At 71.2% G+C, this 17,242-nt stretch carries 17 protein-coding genes; 9 read left to right on the forward strand and 8 right to left on the reverse strand.

Annotated elements, in window-relative coordinates; genetic code table 11:
- The first annotated feature begins 6 nt into the window (after positions 1-6).
- The 6 genes from AB5J49_RS41695 to AB5J49_RS41720 are packed head-to-tail and all read left to right on the forward strand — an operon-like array spanning position 7 to position 6,255.
- Positions 7-1,377, forward strand: coding sequence for a M24 family metallopeptidase (locus AB5J49_RS41695; RefSeq protein WP_369174071.1), 1,371 nt, complete (start codon positions 7-9; stop codon positions 1,375-1,377).
- The gene (locus AB5J49_RS41700) at positions 1,377-2,354 is read left to right on the forward strand and encodes a thiamine pyrophosphate-dependent dehydrogenase E1 component subunit alpha (RefSeq protein ID WP_369174072.1); all 978 of its coding nucleotides are present in this window, start codon (positions 1,377-1,379) and stop codon (positions 2,352-2,354) included. Before AB5J49_RS41695 ends, AB5J49_RS41700 begins: the two co-directional genes overlap by 1 nt.
- Positions 2,342-3,322: an alpha-ketoacid dehydrogenase subunit beta gene (locus AB5J49_RS41705; protein WP_369174073.1), complete on the forward strand. Its 981-nt coding sequence runs from the start codon at positions 2,342-2,344 to the stop codon at positions 3,320-3,322. Before AB5J49_RS41700 ends, AB5J49_RS41705 begins: the two co-directional genes overlap by 13 nt.
- A 22-nt stretch (positions 3,323-3,344) precedes the next feature.
- A complete protein-coding gene (locus AB5J49_RS41710) occupies positions 3,345-4,697 on the forward strand; it encodes an amidohydrolase family protein (RefSeq protein WP_369174074.1) in 1,353 nt (450 codons plus the stop codon).
- Entirely contained in the window at positions 4,694-5,569 is an 876-nt protein-coding gene (locus tag AB5J49_RS41715; RefSeq protein ID WP_369174075.1) for a cupin domain-containing protein, read from the forward strand. The genes AB5J49_RS41710 and AB5J49_RS41715 overlap by 4 nt, the downstream gene beginning before the upstream one ends.
- Positions 5,566-6,255 (forward strand): SDR family oxidoreductase, encoded by a 690-nt coding sequence (locus AB5J49_RS41720; protein WP_369174076.1) that lies wholly within the window; start codon positions 5,566-5,568, stop codon positions 6,253-6,255. Before AB5J49_RS41715 ends, AB5J49_RS41720 begins: the two co-directional genes overlap by 4 nt.
- A gap of 28 nt (positions 6,256-6,283) precedes the next feature.
- Here the strand turns inward: AB5J49_RS41720 and AB5J49_RS41725 are convergent, their stop codons facing one another.
- The 5 genes from AB5J49_RS41725 to AB5J49_RS41745 form a co-directional block, all read right to left on the reverse strand.
- Complete coding sequence (locus tag AB5J49_RS41725) at positions 6,284-7,102, reverse strand: SAM-dependent methyltransferase (RefSeq protein ID WP_369174077.1); 819 nt, start codon at positions 7,100-7,102, stop codon at positions 6,284-6,286.
- A 48-nt stretch (positions 7,103-7,150) separates the two neighbouring features.
- Positions 7,151-7,798 (reverse strand): endonuclease, encoded by a 648-nt coding sequence (locus AB5J49_RS41730; protein WP_369174078.1) that lies wholly within the window; start codon positions 7,796-7,798, stop codon positions 7,151-7,153.
- Complete coding sequence (locus tag AB5J49_RS41735; protein ID WP_369174079.1) at positions 7,795-8,127, reverse strand: DUF3140 domain-containing protein; 333 nt, start codon at positions 8,125-8,127, stop codon at positions 7,795-7,797. The genes AB5J49_RS41730 and AB5J49_RS41735 overlap by 4 nt, the downstream gene beginning before the upstream one ends.
- Before the next feature lie 86 nt (positions 8,128-8,213).
- Complete coding sequence (locus tag AB5J49_RS41740) at positions 8,214-8,696, reverse strand: Dps family protein (protein WP_369174080.1); 483 nt, start codon at positions 8,694-8,696, stop codon at positions 8,214-8,216.
- A 144-nt stretch (positions 8,697-8,840) separates the two neighbouring features.
- The gene (locus tag AB5J49_RS41745; protein WP_369174081.1) at positions 8,841-9,650 is read right to left on the reverse strand and encodes a lysophospholipase; all 810 of its coding nucleotides are present in this window, start codon (positions 9,648-9,650) and stop codon (positions 8,841-8,843) included.
- A 139-nt stretch (positions 9,651-9,789) separates the two neighbouring features.
- Between AB5J49_RS41745 and AB5J49_RS41750 the strand changes: the two genes are divergently transcribed.
- Positions 9,790-10,977, forward strand: a complete 1,188-nt coding sequence (locus AB5J49_RS41750) for an acetyl-CoA C-acyltransferase (RefSeq protein ID WP_369174082.1) — start codon at positions 9,790-9,792, stop codon at positions 10,975-10,977.
- A gap of 66 nt (positions 10,978-11,043) precedes the next feature.
- Positions 11,044-11,817, forward strand: a complete 774-nt coding sequence (locus AB5J49_RS41755) for a sulfite exporter TauE/SafE family protein (RefSeq protein ID WP_369174083.1) — start codon at positions 11,044-11,046, stop codon at positions 11,815-11,817.
- Here the strand turns inward: AB5J49_RS41755 and AB5J49_RS41760 are convergent.
- Both AB5J49_RS41760 and AB5J49_RS41765 read right to left on the reverse strand, forming a co-directional pair.
- On the reverse strand, positions 11,803-12,654 hold the full coding sequence (locus tag AB5J49_RS41760; RefSeq protein ID WP_369174084.1) for a TIGR01458 family HAD-type hydrolase: 852 nt from the start codon (positions 12,652-12,654) through the stop codon (positions 11,803-11,805). The two genes, AB5J49_RS41755 and AB5J49_RS41760, sit on opposite strands and share 15 nt — an antisense overlap.
- The gene (locus AB5J49_RS41765; protein ID WP_369174085.1) at positions 12,651-14,129 is read right to left on the reverse strand and encodes a hypothetical protein; all 1,479 of its coding nucleotides are present in this window, start codon (positions 14,127-14,129) and stop codon (positions 12,651-12,653) included. Before AB5J49_RS41765 ends, AB5J49_RS41760 begins: the two co-directional genes overlap by 4 nt.
- Before the next feature lie 177 nt (positions 14,130-14,306).
- Between AB5J49_RS41765 and AB5J49_RS41770 the strand changes: the two genes are divergently transcribed.
- Positions 14,307-15,053, forward strand: coding sequence for a cobalt-precorrin-6A reductase (locus AB5J49_RS41770; RefSeq protein ID WP_369174086.1), 747 nt, complete (start codon positions 14,307-14,309; stop codon positions 15,051-15,053).
- 42 nt (positions 15,054-15,095) lie between these two features.
- Here the strand turns inward: AB5J49_RS41770 and AB5J49_RS41775 are convergent, their stop codons facing one another.
- A complete protein-coding gene (locus AB5J49_RS41775; protein WP_369174087.1) occupies positions 15,096-17,177 on the reverse strand; it encodes an MDR family MFS transporter in 2,082 nt (693 codons plus the stop codon).
- Positions 17,178-17,242 lie beyond the last annotated feature (65 nt).

Genomic DNA, 17,242 nt, shown 5'->3' on the forward strand with positions numbered 1-17,242 from the left:
TTCGCCATGGCGATCCGCACATTCGGACCCAACGCCGTCGACTGGGAAGAGCGCGTCGACCTGGACCGGCTGCGCAGGCAGCGGCTGGCCCGTCTCAACGAGACCCTGAATCGCTCCGAGCTGGGCGCGGTGCTCAGCTTCGACTTCGCCAACATCCGCTACATGACCGCCACGCACATCGGCACCTGGGCGATGGACAAGCTGATCCGCTTCGCCCTGCTGGTGCGCGGCGGCGAACCGATCGTCTGGGACTTCGGCTCCGCCGCCCGGCACCACCAGCTCTACAACCCGTGGCTCGACTACAGCGACGGCAAGGAGGGCGGTCCGCCGACCGGCGCCCGCGCCGGCATCTCCACACTCCGCGGCGCCTTCCACCCGGAGGCCGGGATCGCCCAGGACGTCGCCGCGAAGATCGCCGCCGAGCTGCGCGAACACGGCCTGGCGGGCGAGCCGCTCGGCATCGACGTCGCCGAGATGCCGGTCCTCACCGCCCTGCGCGCGGAGGGCATCGAGGTGGTCGACGGACAGCAGGTCTTCCTGGAGGCCCGCCGCATCAAGACACCGGACGAGATCTCCCTGCTCACTCAGGCCTGCGCCATGGTCGACGCGGCGTACGAGGAGCTGTACGGCTACCTGCGCCCCGGCGTGCGCGAGAACGAGTGCGTCGGGGTGGTCAGCAAGGTGCTGTACGACCTCGGCAGCGAGTACGTCGAGGGGGTCAACGCGATCTCCGGCGAGCGCTGTTCACCCCACCCGCACGTCTACAGCGACCGCCTCATCCGCCCCGGCGACCCGGCCTTCTTCGACATCCTGCACAGCCACCTCGGCTACCGCACCTGCTACTACCGCACGTTCGCCGTCGGCAGCGCTTCCAGCGCCCAGCGCGACGCCTACGTCCGCTGCCGCGAGTACATGGACCAGGCCATCGCCCTGGTCCGACCCGGTGCCACGACCGCCGACATCGTCCAAGTCTGGCCGCGAGCCGAGGAGTTCGGCTTCGCCGACGAGACCGCCGCGTTCGCCCTCCAGTACGGCCACGGCGTTGGCCTGTCGATCTGGGAGAAGCCGATCTTCAGCCGACTGGTCTCCCTCGACCACCCCGAGGTCCTCGAAGAAGGCATGGTGTTCGCCCTGGAGACCTACTGGCCCGCCGCCGACGGCTGGTCCGCCGCCCGGATCGAGGAGGAACTGGTCGTCACCGCCGACGGCTGCGAGGTCATCACCAAGTTCCCGGCGGAGGAGCTGCTGGTGGCGGGCCGCAAGTACTGGACGGTGGGCGGCGAGCTCAACACCCGCCGCGAGTCGCAGTCCCACCTGAACACGGGCCGCGCGGCACAAGCCGCTCTCGACACCCCCCGCGGCGACGGGACGCACTGATGGACCCGGCCGAACTCCTCGCCGCCTACGAGCAGATGGCCGTCATCCGCCGTACGGAGAAGGCCGCCCACGACCTGTTCCTACAGGGCCTCGTCAAGGGCACCACCCACCTCGCCGCCGGACACGAGGCCATCGCCGTCGGCGCGAGCGCCGCCCTGCGCCCCGACGACTACGTCTTCGCCACCTACCGGGGCCACCACCACGCCATGGCACGCGGGGCCACCCCTGAGGAGTGCCTCGCCGAACTCATGAGCCGGGCCACGGGGTTGTGCAAGGCCAAGGGCGGCTCCATGCACCTGACCAAGGCGGCCACCGGCATGCTCGGCTCGTACGCCATCGTCGGCGCCCACCTCCCGATGGCGGCCGGCGCCGCCTGGTCGGCCCGGCTGCGCGGCACCGACCAGATCGCCGTCGCCTTCTTCGGCGACGGCGCCACCAACATCGGCGCCTTCCACGAGGCGCTCAACCTGGCCGCCGTGTGGAAGCTGCCCGTGCTGTTCGTCTGCGAGAACAACCTGTACATGGAGTACACCCCGATCGCCGACGTCACGGCGGTGCCCCGGCCCGCGGCCGACCGGGCGCCCGCGTACGGCATCCCGGGCGAGGTGGTGGACGGCAACGACGTCGTCGCCGTACAGGAGGCGGTGGCCCGGCTCGCGGGGCGGGCCCGGGCAGGAGACGGGCCCGCACTGCTGGAGGCGGAGACCTACCGGCACTTCGGGCACAGCCGCGCCGACCCGGCCACCTACCGTCCGGCCGAGGAGGTCGAACGGTGGCTGAAGCGCGACCCGTTGGACCTGGCGCGCGGGCGGCTCGTCGAGATGGGCATGCCGGAGGCCGTGGTCGGTGAGGCGGACGACCGGGCAACGGTCGCCGTACGGAAGGCCGTTGAGGCCGCGAAGGCCGGGCCCGCGCCCGATCCGCGCGAGGCGCTGACCGACGTATGGGCCGACGGAGGTGCGGCGTGGCGGACGTGATCAGCTACCGGGAGGCGGTCGCCGAGGGCATCGCGCGGGAGATGCGGCGCGATCCCACCGTCGTGTGCCTGGGTGAGGACATCGGCGAGGCGGGCGGGGTGTTCAAGACGACCGTCGGGCTGCGCAAGGAGTTCGGGCCCGAGCGGGTGTGGGACACGCCCATATCCGAGCAGGCCATCGTGGGGGCCGCCATGGGCGCCGCGATGACCGGGATGCGGCCGGTCGCCGAGATCATGTTCTCCGACTTCCTGGCCTGCTGCTGGGACTACCTCGCCAACGAGATCCCCAAGGTGCGGTACATGACGGGTGGTCAGGTCACCGTCCCGCTCGTCGTGCGCACCGCCAACGGCGGCGGGCTCGGCTTCGGCGCCCAGCACTCCCAGGCCACCGAGAACTGGGCGTTCACGATCCCCGGCCTGAAGATCGCGGCACCGGCGACCCCCGCCGACGTGATCGGCATGATGGCGGCGGCGATCCGCAGCGACGACCCGGTCGTCTTCTTCGAGCACAAAGGGCTGCTCGCCACCAAGGGCGCGCCCCCGCCGCCGGACCACGTCGTCGAGCTGGGCCGCGCCGCCGTCGTCCGCGAGGGCGCCGACGTCACGCTCGTCGCCCTCGCCTCGATGGTGCCGGTCGCGCTGAAGGCCGCCGAGTTCCTGTCCGGTGAGGGAATCGAGGCCGAGGTCGTCGACCTGCGCTGTCTCGTGCCGCTGGACATGAGCACCGTACTCGCCTCGCTCGGCAGGACCTCGCGGCTCGTCACCGTGGAGGAGAACCCGTACCAGGGCGGCTGGGGCGCGACGGTCGTCTCCGTCGTCGCCGACGAGGGGTTCGCTCTGCTGGACGCACCGGTCAGACGGGTGGCGGGGGAGTGCGTCCCGCTGCCGTTCGCCGACGCCCTCGAAGAGGAGGTCATCCCCACCGTCGACAAGGTCGTGGCGGCCGTACGCGGCCTCGCCGCCTACTGAACACCCCATGGGAGGAAGAACGATGCCCCATCGGATACTCCTGCGCGCAGGACACGTGCTGTCGATGGACCCCGACATCGGGGACCTCCCCCAGGGGGACGTCCTCATCGAGGACAGGAAGATCACGGCGGTCCAGTCGGAGATCAGCGCCGACGCCGAAGTGCTCGACATGACCGGACGGATCGTGATCCCGGGCTTCGTGGACACCCACCGCCACACCTGGGAGGCGCCCATCCGGGGCGTCGCCCCCGACGCCACCCTGGACGACTACTTCGTCGACATCCTGGACACCTTCGCACCGCTGTACACCCCCGAGGACGTGTACGCGGGCAACCTCGCGGGATCCCTGGAGTGCCTGAACGCCGGCATCACGACCCTCGTCGACTGGTCGCACATCAACAACACCCCCGCCCACCCGGACGCCGCGATCCAGGCGCTCACGGAGACCGGCATCCGCGCCCAGTACGCGTACGGCAGCGCCAACACCTCGCTCGCCGACTACTGGTTCGAGAGCAAGATCGCGGTACCGGACGACGACGTACGGCGGATCCGCAGCACCTACTTCGCCTCCGACGACGGCCTGCTCACCATGGCACTGGCCACCCGTGGCCCCGGTTTCTGCACCAACGACGTCGTCACCGCCGAGTGGGCCCTCGCCCGCGACCTGGACATCCCGATCACCGTGCATGTGGCGATGGGCCGCCTGGCGGGCCGCTTCGGCATGGTCAAACAGCTCCACGGCCTGGGGCTCCTCGGCTCCGACACCACCTACGTCCACTGCTGCTACTTCAGCGAGGAGGAGTGGCAGATGGTCGCCGACAGCGGCGGCACGGTCTCGATCGCACCGCAGGTCGAGATGCAGATGGGGCACGGCTGGCCGCCCGTGATGAAGGCCATCGAGCACGGACTGCGGCCGTCCTTGAGCATCGACGTCGTCACCACCGTGCCCGGCGACATGTTCACCCAGATCCGCGCGGCCTTCGGCGCCGAACGCGCCCGCGTCAACGCCGACTGCTGGAAGGCCAACATGCCCGTGCCGGACACGATGTTGACGGCACGTCAGATGCTGGGGATCGCGACGCGCAACGGCGCCCACGTGGCGGGCCTCGAACAGCGCACCGGCTCCCTCACTCCCGGCAAGCGCGCCGACGTCGTCGCGATCGACGCCACCGCGCTGAACGTCGCCCCGGTGCACGACGCGGCAGCCGCCGTGATCCTGTCGGCGGACGTCTCCAACGTCGACACGGTCATCGTCGACGGCGTGATCCGCAAGCGCGACGGCAGGCTCCTGGCCGACCTCGACCGGGCCCGGCGCCTGGTCCAGGAGTCCCGCGACCGGCTCCTGGCCGCGAAGGAGGTGAGGAGCGCGGCATGACCCGACACCTGGTGCGCCGTGCCGTCGACGTCCCGGAGCCGCCGTACGACGAACTCGGTTACCGGCGGCGGACGTTGGTCGGCGAGGACGACGGAAGTGTGCACACCGGCTTCGGCCTGTGCGCAATACGGCCCGACGGCCGGGTCGCGGCCCATGTGCACTCGTACGAGGAGAGCTTCCATGTGCTCTACGGGGCCGTGATCCTCGATGTTCCCGAAGGCTCGTTTCTCCTCGAAGAGGGCGACTACGGCCTCCTGCCGACCGGTGTTCCGCACGCCTGGCGCGGCGCCGGGGACGTCGCCGGCCGCTGGGCCGACATGCTCGCCCCCGTGCCACGCGCCCGCTACGGCCACGACACCCAGGCGGTGCCCGCGCTGCCCGAGCGCGACCCCGTCCGCATCGACGTCCGCGACCCGCGCACCCGGTCCTTCGGCCACTTCGAGACCGCGCAGATGGATCCCGGCAAGCAGTCGCAGGACCTGCTCGCGGCGTCGGCGAGCATGCGGACCGCGCTGCTCGTGTACAGCGGGATCACGGTGAAGATGATGGTCGACAGCGACCTGGGCGCGGTCGCCTCGACGATGTTCATGGTGCAGTACGCGCCCGACGGCGTCGTCGGCACGCACGACCACCCTTTCGAGGAGACGTACCTGTTCCTCGAAGGGGAGACGGAGGCGGTGTTCGACGGCGAGCGGTACCGGCTCGGTCCCGGGGACTGCGCCTGGGCGGGCGCCGGTTGCGTGCACGGCTTCGCCAACGTCGGCCAGGGACCGCTGCGCTGGCTGGAGACACAGGCGCCGCAGCCGCCGCCACGCCACTCCTACCGGTTCACACGGGACTGGGACTACCTGAGGGAGGCCCTGGAATCATGAACAGCGTCCTCGTTGTGGGCGGAACCTCCGGGATCGGCCTGGAGTTCGCCCGGATGCGGGCCGGACGCGGGGACGAGGTCGTCCTGACCGGCCGCGACGGCCATCGCGCCGACACCATCGCCAAGGAGTTCGGCGCCCGCGGAAGCGCGCTCGACCTCGGCCGGCCGGGGGAAATCGCCGCCGCGCTGGCCGACGTCGGGCGCGTCGACCATCTGGTCATCGCGGGCGTCTCCCGCGACGACAACAAGGTCACCGAGTACGACATCGACGCCGCCCTGCGGCTCGTCACCCTCAAACTCGTCGGCTACACCGAGGTCGTGCACACCCTGGTGTCCCGGCTGCACGACGACAGCGCGATCGTGCTGTTCGGCGGACAGGCCAAGGAACGGCCCTACCCGGGCGCGACGACGGTGGCGACGGTCAACGCGGGCGTTCGCGGTCTGGTGCACACCCTCGCCGTCGAACTCGCCCCGATCCGGGTGAACGCCGTCCACCCGGGCATCGTCGGTGACAGCCCCTACTGGCGGGACAAGCCGGAGAAGGTACTCGCCACCCTGCGCACCGAGACCCCCACGGGGCGGCTCGCCTCCTTGGCCGACGTGGCCGACGCCGTGGACTTCCTGCTGCGCAACGGGTCGGTCAACGCGGTCGAACTGAGCGTGGACGGAGGGTGGTTGCTCGGCTGAGCGAGGGCGCCGCGGAGTGGGCGCGGGGTCAGCGCTTGAAGCCGACCGCGCCGTACAGCGAGACGGGCTCTTCCTTCGCCTCGTTCTCGCCGGCGTTCCCGCCCGCGACGGGCCGCCAGTCCGACAGGGAGACGATCCCCGGTTCCAGCAGCTCAAGTCCCTTGAAGAGTCGGCCCACTTCGGCGTGTGAACGGGCCACGAGCGTCACCCCGCTCGCGGTGTAGGCCTCGATACCCCGCCGGACGTTCTCCGGATCGAAGTCCGCCGTCATCGCCGACAGCACCAGACAGCTGCCCGGCGCCAGCGCGCCGACCAGAGTGTCCACGAGCTGATGGGCACCGTCGTCGTCCGCGATGAAGTGCAGCAGCGCGATCAGGGACAGGGCGACGGGCCGGTCGAAGTCGAGGACGGACGCGGCCCGTTCGAGAATGCGCTCCGGCTCACGCGCGTCGGCCTGCAGATACTCGGTCACACCCTCCGGAGTACCGTGCAGCAGGGCCGCGGCGTGAGCGAGCACGATCGGGTCGTTGTCGACGTACACCACCCGTGCGTCCGGGACGACGGACTGGGCGATCTGGTGCAGGTTGGGCTCGGTGGGGATGCCGGAACCGATATCGAGGAACTGGCGGATCCCCGTTTCCCGGACGACCGCCCGGGTGGCCCGCTCCATGAACCGGCGGTTGGCCCGCGCATGCCGGGGTGCGTCACCCTGCATCGCGGTGATCCGCCGCCCGAGTTCCTCGTCGACGGGGTAGTTGTCCTTGCCGCCGAGGTACCAGTCGTAGACTCGGGCCGGATGCGGCCTGCTCGTGTCGATACGTGAGACGGCCGGCTCGGTCCCGGTCACGCGGGCCTCCTGTGCTCGACAACGGCGCGTGCGAGCAGTCTTCCACGATCATGCGGCCCGGCGGAGACTGTCTTCGGCCACCTCCTTGTCGACGGCCGCACGCACCAACGCGGCGGCGAGCACGGCCGGTTCGGTGTTGCCGGCGAGGTCGGCCAGCCGGTCCGGGTCCTCGGGCAGGCCGAGCCGCCGCGCGCCCGAGAGCGCCTTGCCGTCCAGGTAGGGCGCCACTTCGGGCCAGACCCGCTGGGCCTCGCGCAGGAAGATGACGGCGCCGGCCGGACCCATGCCGGGGAACTCCTGGAGCAGACGGCGCAGTTCGGCGACGTCGCCGTCCGCCTCCTCGCGCAGCCGCCGCAGATCGCCGCCCCAGCGCTCGGTCAACAGCTCGGCTCCGTCGCCGAGTTGGGTGGCGGTGCGCTCGTCGTAGCGCCGATAGCCGCCCCGGACCAGTGCGTCCACCCGCTCCTGCCAGTCGGCGTCGGCCATGCGGCGCGGATCGCGCAGCCCCGCCTCGTACAGGGCGCGGGCGGTGTCGAGGGCGATCGATCCGCGGATGCGGGCACTGAGCAGGAGCGCCAGCACCAGCAGCCGGTACAGCGGCTGCGGGGTGTCCTTGAGCGGGATGCCCGCTTCCTCGGCGAACGTCTGCCCGTGCGCGCGCACGAGTTCGCGTACCACGCGCTGGTCGTCGCTCATGGCCGCAGCGGATCGTGGCCGATCGTCATCAACTGATGCCGACGGCGCGTCTGTTCGGGCTCGGGCTCGTTCTCCAGATCCGCCTCGGCGCTGACGGTGTCCACGACGTCGTACATCACCTGGACGTCGTCGTCCGTGAGATCGGTGCGCCGCTTCTGCAGGATCGCGAGGACGTGCTGCCCGGTCGGTGTGCCGGCCTGGTCCGGCAGCGGCTCGGTCTCCTCGTCCGCGTCACTGACCCGCAGCCAGGTGGCCAGCTCCTGCGAGGTCATGTTCACCACGCGGTGGAACTCCTGCCACAGCGTGTCGAGTTCGAGGGCGTCGGTCATTGGTGCCTCTCCTTGGCGAGTACGGCTCTTCGCGTACGACGTGTCCCGTACGGCATTCTCCGTACGGCGCTCCCCGTACCGTCGTGTCACTCGTCGCGCGGCCAGTTCTCGGCGTCGAACATCCAGCGCTGCTTCTCCAGCTCGCTCGTGATGCCGATCAGCAGGTCCTGTGTCACCGGGTCCGGCTCGGCGGTCGCGTCGATACGTTCGCGCAGCCGCTCTATGGTCGCCCCCAGGGCGTCCACGACCAGCTGGACGACCTCCGTGTCGCGCAGCCAGCCCTCCTTGGGGCCGGGCAGCGTGTAGGCCGCGGCGATGGTCTCCGGCCGGCCGTCGGGCGGCAGGCCGAGGGCCGCGGAGCGTTCGGCGACCGTGTCGGAGAACGAGCGGGCCACCGACACCACGTCGTCGAGCTGTAGATGGATCGAGCGGAACCGCGGTCCCACGATGTTCCAGTGCGCCTGCTTCCCGATCAGCGAGAGTCCGAGAAGATCGACGAGAGTGCTCTGCAGGGCCTCCCCGGCGACCCGGCGAGCCGGTTCGGGAAGCGTGCTCTTGACGACAGTCATACCGAGCTCCTCCTTCTGGCTTTGTTCTGCTGGCTGTGTCCTGGGCGGTATGGAACGGTGCGGCGCCGTAACCACTCCAGACGCCGCGACCCCTCCATGCGGGCGCGGGTGCCCAGGGCGAACCTGTGCAAAACGCGAGGTGTCTCAATGTGCGAACACGCCGTCCAGGAAGTGGGTCACGTCCGCGAACACCTCCGCCCTGTTCGTCTCGTGGAACACCTCGTGCCGGGCCCCCGGGTAGACGCGCTCGGTCAGCTCGTTCCCGCGCAGCTCCTCGACGCCGACCCGGCTGCCGGGGAGCGGCACCAGGCGGTCCTCGTCGCCGTGCAGCCACAGCAGGGGCAGACGCCCGAGGTCGCCGCCCTTGGACACGGTGTCCAGCATCCGGGCGAACGCCTCCACCGTCGGCCGCTTCATCGGGCCGTGCCAGACCAGCGGATCCGCCGCGTACGCCGCACCCACCTCGGGGTCGCGGGAGAGTGCGGCGGGGCTGATCGGCGTGTCGGGGATCTCGTCGAGGGCGAGCAGCCGCCGGGGCAGGGCCCAGTCCCCGATCACGGGCCCGGACAGCACCAGGGCGGCGAGTCCGTCGCCGTGGAGCTGCGCGTAGCGGGCCGCGATCAGACCGCCCATGGAGTGCCCGATCAGGACGACGGGCAGGTCCGGATACGCGGCCCGGGCCAGGTCGGCGACGGCGTGCACATCGGCGACCACGTCCTCGAAGTCCTCGATCACCACACGCTCGCCCGCCGACCTCCCGTGACCGACGTGATCGGGCCCGAACACGGCCGCACCGTGCTCGACGAGGACGTCCGCCACCTCGGCGTACCGGCCGGCGTGCTCCCCGTAGCCGTGGATCACCAGCGCCACGTAGCGGGGCCGAGGGCTCGGCCATGCGCGTACGACGATCGGTCCCCGGCTTCCAGCAAGTACATGCTCGTGGGTGTCGGCCATGTCTCCTCGTCCCCTCCGGCTGCGTCGGTGAAGGTGCCCCGGGATCTTCCCAGGGCGCGGCGGGGCGGTCTATAGTCCAAAACTAGCGGTGCTAATTAAATGGGTGTCGATTCATACCGCCCGGTCAGGAGAGATCCTCGTGCGTCCCGTCCACTTCGCGGCCGCCCGCCGCACCCCCATCGGCAAACTGCGCGGAGCGCTGTCCTCGGTACGGCCCGACGACCTCGCGGCGACCGTGATCCGGGGTCTCGTCGCGGAGGTGCCCGCACTCGACCCGGCGCGGGTCGACGACGTCTACTGGGGCGCCGCCAACCAGGCCGGCGAGGACAACCGCAACGTCGCCCGCATGGCCGCACTGCTCGCCGGCCTCCCGGAGACGGTGCCGGGTGCGACGGTCAACCGCCTGTGCGCCTCCGGCCTCGAGGCGGTCACCACGGCCGCCCGCACCATCGCGGCAGGCGAGGCCGACATCGTGCTCGCCGGCGGTTCCGAGTCCATGAGCCGTGCCCCCTTCGTCCTGCCCCGCCCCGACGAGGCGCTGCCGCACCGCATCGAGACCGTCGACACCCGCCTCGGCTGGCGCCTGGTCAACCCGGCGATGAAGGACCTGCACGGCCTGCTGTCCATGGGCGAGACCGCCGAAGAGGTCGCCGAGCGGTACGGCGTCCCCCGCGAGCGGCAGGACGAGTTCGCGCTGCGCAGCCACCAACGGGCCGCCGAGGCCCGCAAGAACGGCCACTTCGACGACGAACTCCTGCCGGTTCAGCGCCCGGACGGGGTGCTGGTCGACAGCGACGAATGCATCCGTGCGGACACGTCGTACGAGAAGCTCTCCCGGCTGAAGCCGGTCTTCCGGCAGGGCGGCACCGTTACGGCGGGCAACGCCTCACCGATGAACGACGGCGCCGCCGCACTGCTCCTGGTCAGCGAAGAGGCCCTGAACGAACTGGGCCTGGAGTCCCTCGGCCGCTATGTCGCCGGGGCCTCGGCCGGCGTCCACGCCGACGTGATGGGCATCGGTCCCGTCCCCGCCACCCGCAAGGTCCTGGCCCGCGCCGACTGGACGATCGGCGACATCCAGGAGGCCGAGTTCAACGAGGCGTTCGCGGCGCAGGCACTCGCGTGCGTCGACCAGCTCGGCATCGATCCCGAGCTGGTCAACCCCAGCGGAGGCGCGATCGCGCTGGGGCACCCGCTGGGCTGCTCGGGCGCACGGATCCTCACGACCCTGCTGCACCGGATGCGGCGGACGGGGGCGGAGCGGGGGCTGGCGACCATGTGTGTGGGAGTGGGGCAGGGGAGTGCGGTGCTGGTGGAGAGGCACTAGCAATCTCCCACTTGGCGAGACGGTCCTTACCCGCACCGGTTGTCCGGACATAGCATCGGTCTCCGCATGGACACGATGACACTCTGGAACATCACCGGTGGCGGGTTCGCCGCGCTCGCCTTCGCGGCCCTGCTCGTCGGCTTCTCGAAGACGGCCGTGAGCGGGGCCAACACGGTCAGCCTCGCGATCTTCGCCGCCGTGCTGCCCGCCCGCGCCTCCACCGGCGTCCTGTTGCCGATCCTGATCGCCGGGGACGTGCTCGCCGTTCTCACCTACCGACGGCACGCCCACTGGCCCACGCTGTGGCGGCTGTTCCCCGCGGTCGCGGCCGGCGTCGTCTTCGGCACGGTGTTCCTGATGTGGGCGGACGACGGGATCGTCCGTACGTCGATCGGCGCGATCCTGCTGCTGATGGCAGGCGTGACGGTGTGGCGCCGCCGTACGGCCGAGACGGAGGAGGAACCGGACTCGGTCACCACGCGGGCCGGCCGGGTCAAGGCCCGCTCGTACGGCGTCCTGGGCGGCTTCACCACCATGGTCGCCAACGCGGGCGGCCCGGTGATGTCGATGTACCTGCTGTCGGCCGGCTTCCGAAAGCTCGGTTTCCTCGGGACGTCCGCCTTCTTCTTCCTGATCGTCAACGTCTCCAAGGTGCCCTTCAGCGTCGGACTCGGCCTGATCGACGGCCCCTCGCTGCTGCTCGACGCGGCGCTCGTGGCGTTCGTCGTGCCCGGTGCGTTCCTCGGCAAATGGGCTGTGCACCGGATCAACCAGCGCCTGTTCGAGCAACTCGTGATCGCGGCGACGGTCGTGGGCGGTGTACAGCTACTGCTGCGCTGACTCCCGCAGTTGCGCCAGCAGGGCCGGCAGATCGGCGAAGGAGTCGATCACGCGGTCGGGCGTACCGCTCGCGGCCCGGTGCGTCTGCGGCAGGTACTTGCCGGTCTTGACCAGCACGCCCGTGACACCGGCCCGCTGTGCCGCGAGCACATCGGACTCGATGTCGTCGCCCACCATCACCGCCTCCTCGGCACCGACCCCCACATGCGCCAGCACCGCCTCGAAGAACGCGGCCGACGGCTTGCCCGTGATCTCCGCCTCGACCCCCGCTGCCTTCTCCAGGCCGACCAGGAACGCGCCGGTGTCCAGCTGCAACCCCTGCTCGGTACGCCAGTACAGATTCCGGTGTATGGCGACCAGTCGCGCCCCGCGCTGCACATGCCCGAAGGCCCGGTTGAGCGCCGCGTAGTCGAACTCGGGCCCGGCGCCACCGACGACCACCACGTCCGGAGCGGAACCGTCGCCCTCGTCATCGCCGACGACGGTGATCCCGCCCAGGTCCTCCGCGATGTCCCCGCTGTTCAGCAGCGCACACCGCGCCCCCGGACAGTGCTCGGCGAGATACGCGGCGGTGACGGCGGGCGCGGTCAGGATGTCCTGCGCGGACACCGGGAACCCGGCGTCCGCCAGCGTCCGGGCGATCGACGCCCGCGTCCGCGAGGTCGTGTTCGTGACCAGCGCCACGCCGAGCCCGGACTCGCGGATCTCCCGCAACGCCTCGACCGCATCGGGCAGGGGCCGCCACGAGACGGTGAGGACCCCGTCGATGTCGATGAGGACGGCACGTAGGGATCCCGTGCGAGGACGATGGTCATCGGCCGGCGCCGGGCCGCTCAAGGAGCGATCCCGACACCCTTGATGCCGCTCCAGGCCTGTTCCTGAGCCGCCGTCATGGCGGGCCACCGCAGCCCGCCCGGGCGCGGCTCGACGCGCGAGGCGTACGGCGACGGGCGGAACGCCGGGTCGTAGAAGCAGCCGGTGGCGTACGTACGGTCGAAGGCCGCGCACGAGGCTGCGATCGACAGGGCCGTCGGCCGCTCCTCCGTCCGCACCCACCGGTCCAGGGCCGCGATGGAGGCGGCGTACTCGGCGTCGCTCATCTGGCTGTGCTCGTGCTCCCGCGTGAACGTCTGCACCAGACGCCCGCCCCGGCCGGCCCCGCGCAGCGTGTCCCGGTAGGCCGCCTCGTGCTCGACGAACGCCGTCGGGTCGTCGATGGCGCGCAGGGTGAGCACCGGGACCGGGACCTCGCCCGTGAGGTCGCTGTCGTAGGACAGATCGCGTACGGCCGTCGGGTCCGGGGAGAACCGCTCGACGCCGGCGTTGAGCGCCTCGTCGTCATGCGACCCGGAATACCGGACGCCACGGTTTCCGAACGGATTCCGGCCCCCGAGACGGTGGTGCACGATGTCCCGGAACGTGAAGGTCGCCCACCGCAGATGCGACTCCAGCGTGTGCTCCGGGACCTTCGTGACCGCCAGGATGTCGTCGAGATTGCGCTGCTGCAGGGCGGTCCGCTCCTCGGGCGCCGACGCGTACCCGGTGCACTCCTGCAGCCGGGCGCGCAGCCCGGCGGTCGTCATGATCGAGTCGGCGCGCAGTCCTTGCCACAGCGGGTACTGCGGCTCGCTCGGGCGGGGGTGGTTGCGGCAGTAGTACTGGTAGACGACGCGCAGGTCGACGCGGTAGTCGTAGCCGCGCGAGCCCCCGGCGAGGACGCCGTTGGTGAGCAGCGCACCGTCGTACGTCCCCTGGCGCTTGCCGTAGGTCTCCACCACCTTCGCGGCGACGTTCCCGCCCCACGACTGGCCGTGCACATACGTCCGCCGTGGCGTGCCGAACTCCTCGGCGAACAGCCGGCGCACGCTCTCGGTGTCGGCGGCGGCCATCCGCGTCCCGTAGCCGCCCCGGCGGTACGACGAGCCCGCCCAGGCGTAGCCCTCCTTCACCATGACCGTCCAGCGGCCCAGATCGTCGAGGCTGCGGGCGGGGTCGGACTTCGCGCCGAGGTCCGGGCCGCCGTGGGCGTGCACGACGAGGGAGCCGTTCCAGTCGGCGGGTACGGCGATCGCGTAGTACGCGCCGTTGGAGTCGCGGCCGCTGTAGCAACGCGCCTTGCCGACGAGGTCGACGGGGCACGCGACGTGCGCCGGCCCTGACGCCGGCTCCGGCGCCTCCCCCCGGGCGTTCGAGGCGCCGACGAGGAGGCCGACGGCGAGGGCACCGGTCAGCACAGCGGTCAGCGTCGTCCGCCGCCGTGCGGGCGACGGGACAGATCTGCGGATCAGTGAGTGCGTTCTCGTCCAGTCCAACACGCTGCTCCTCGTTCTCGTCGGCGCGTCGTCGAGCCGTGCGCCGCGATGCTAGGGAGCGACGGGGTGAGGGACCACGATCTGATCGTTGTGTTCATAGTGTTCGCCCGAAAGGACGCTGGATCAGGCGGCGACCCGAGGTGCCGCCCGCCGGACGGCACCTCGTACGCTCGCCCCATGTCCCCCCGCCACGTCCTGATCCTCGGCGGCACCACCGAGGCCCGCGAACTCGCCGCCGCGCTCACCACGCACCCCGGCGTCCGCGTCACCACCTCGCTCGCGGGGCGTGTGGCACGGCCGGGCGCGGTCGAGGGCGACGTACGCGTCGGGGGCTTCGGCGGAGCGCAGGGCCTGGCCGACTGGCTGCGCGCCGAGCAGGTCGACACCGTCGTCGACGCCACCCACCCCTTCGCCGAGTCGATCACGGCCAACGCGGTCCGTGCCGCGACGGCGACCGGGGTGCCGGCGGTCGTCCTGCGCCGCCCCGGGTGGCGGCCGGGACCCGAGGACCGTTGGCACGAGGTCGCGTCGCTCGACGAGGCCGCGGCCCTGCTGCCGAGCCTCGCCCGCCGGGTGTTCCTGACCACCGGCCGCCTGGGCCTGGCGGCCTTCGCCCACCTGAGGGACCTGCACTTCGTCGTACGCTCCGTCGACCCGCCCGAGCCACCGATGCCCCCGCACACCGAAGTCGTGCTGGCCCGCGGCCCGTTCACGACGGCCGACGAGTCGGCACTGTTGCGGGAGCACCGCATCGACGTCCTGGTGACCAAGGACAGCGGCGGAGAGGCGACATCGGCCAAGCTCACGGCCGCCCGCCGGCTCGCCCTCCCGGTCGTGGTCGTACGACGCCCCCCGCTCCCCGAGGGCGTGGACGCGGTGCCCGATGTGGCGGGGGTGCTGGAGCGGCTGGGCCTCGGCCCGTGACGGCCACCGAGCCGGAGGCCCCGCAGAGCGTCAGGCCGCCGTTCAGCGCGACTTGCTCAGCGCCGGTTCCTTGGCGCGGCCGGGCAACCCGGCGCTCAGGTCCTCCACCAGCAGCCGCTTGGCGATCGTGTGGACCGCGCTGCGCAGCTCCGTGCCCGGTGGGCGGCCGATGTCCTCATGCACCCGGCCCTCGAGCCATGTGCCCCACGCCTTGCCGATGACCTCGGCCTCGCGGGTGCCCGCGTCGGTGTGGGAGAGGAGGGAGCCGTCGCGGGTGAGGTAGCCCTCGTCGACCATCCGGTCGAAGACCGGCAGGAGCACTTCCGGCGGCATGTGGCGGCGGGCCGCGATCAGGCCCAGGCTGGCGTGGCCGACCAGCCGGGTCAGCAGCTCGACCTGGATCACCGCCCAGGCGCCGGCCACGTCGAGGCGGGTGTCGGAGTCCGCGATGATCCGGCGTGCGGTGTCGGGCGTCAGGCTGCCGATGATCTTCCCGACGGACGCCTCCAGCACCCGCTGGGCGTTGGCGTCGTGCGGCGACGCGAACCCCTCGCCCATGTCGGTCGACCCCATGCGCGCACTGTCGCGCAGCGGCACCTGTCTGAGGAACAGGGCGACCACGAAGCCGAGCGCCGCGACCGGCACCGTCCACAGGAAGACGGTCTGGAGCGTGTCGGCGTACGCGTCGATGATCGGGGCGGCGACGGGCGAGGGCAGCCGGTGCAGGCCCTCGGGGCTGGTCGCGGCCTGGGTGATGGCGGCCGGATCGAGGCCACTGCCCGTCCTCACGGCGGCCTCGACGCCGTCGGTGAGGTGGGACGTGAGCGTGTTGGTGTAGATCGTGCCGAAGACGGCGGTGCCGAACGAACTGCCCAGTGTGCGGAAGAAGGTGACGCCGGAGGTCGCGGTGCCGAGGTCGGCGTACCCGACGGTGTTCTGCACGGCGATCGTCAGGACCTGCATGCACAGGCCGATGCCGGTGCCCAGCACGAACATGTACAGCGACTCCAGCCAGGCACCGGACGACGGCCCCATGAGGGACATCAGGAACAGCCCCACCCCCATCACCAGGGAGCCGACGATCGGGAAGATCCGGTACCTCCCCGTCTTGCTGACCACGTTGCCGCTGAACACCGACGCGATGAGCAGCCCGACCACCATCGGCAGCGTCCGCACACCCGAGACCGTGGCCGAGTCGCCGTCGACGTACTGCAGGTAGGTCGGCAGGTACGTCATCGCGCCGAGCATGGCGAAGCCCACGATGAAGCTGAGGACGGAGCAGACCGTGAAGACGGGGTTGGCGAACAGCCGCATGGGCAGCATCGGTTCCGCCGCCCGGGTCTCCGCCCAGCAGAACAGCCCCAGCGCGATCACGCCACCGACGAACAGGCCGATGATGACGCCGGAGCCCCACGCGTACTCGTTGCCGCCCCAACTCGTCGCCAGGATCAGCGCGCTGGCACCGACCGCGACGAGCGCGATGCCCAGGTAGTCGATGACGGGCCGCGACGCCGACTTCACCACGGGGATCGTCCGGGCGGCCGCGACGACGACGAGGATCGCGATCGGCACGTTGACGTAGAACGCCCAGCGCCAGGTCAGATGGTCGGTGAACAGGCCGCCGAGCAGCGGTCCGATCACCGTCGCCACACCGAACACGGCACCGATCGCGCCCTGGTACTTGCCGCGTTCCCTGAGCGGGATGACGTCCGCGATCAACGCCATCGCCGTCACCATCAGACCGCCGGCCCCGACGCCCTGCATCGCCCGCCAGGCGATCAGCAGTGACATGTTGGAGGCCAGCCCGCACAGGAACGAGCCCGTGATGAACACGATCGCGGAGACCTGGAAGACCACCTTGCGGCCGAACTGGTCGCCGAACTTCCCGACCAGGACCGTCGCGACGGTCTCCGCGAGCAGGTACGACGTCACCACCCACGACATGTGCTCGGCGCCGCCCAGATCCGACACGATCGTCGGCAGTGCCGTGCCCACGATCGTCTGGTCGAGGGCCGCGAGCAGCATGCCCAGCATGATCGTCACGAAGACGACATTGCGCCGCCGCACGTCCAGGACGGGCGGCTGTGAGGCGGCGGGCGGCGCGGTTTCCTCGGCGAGCGTCACGGGGCCACGATCACAGCGGGGAGTCGAGGGCGCATGCGGGGACAGTCCGCACGGGTGCCGCACGG

Source organism: Streptomyces sp. R28, assembly GCF_041052385.1.
Lineage (GTDB): Bacteria > Actinomycetota > Actinomycetes > Streptomycetales > Streptomycetaceae > Streptomyces.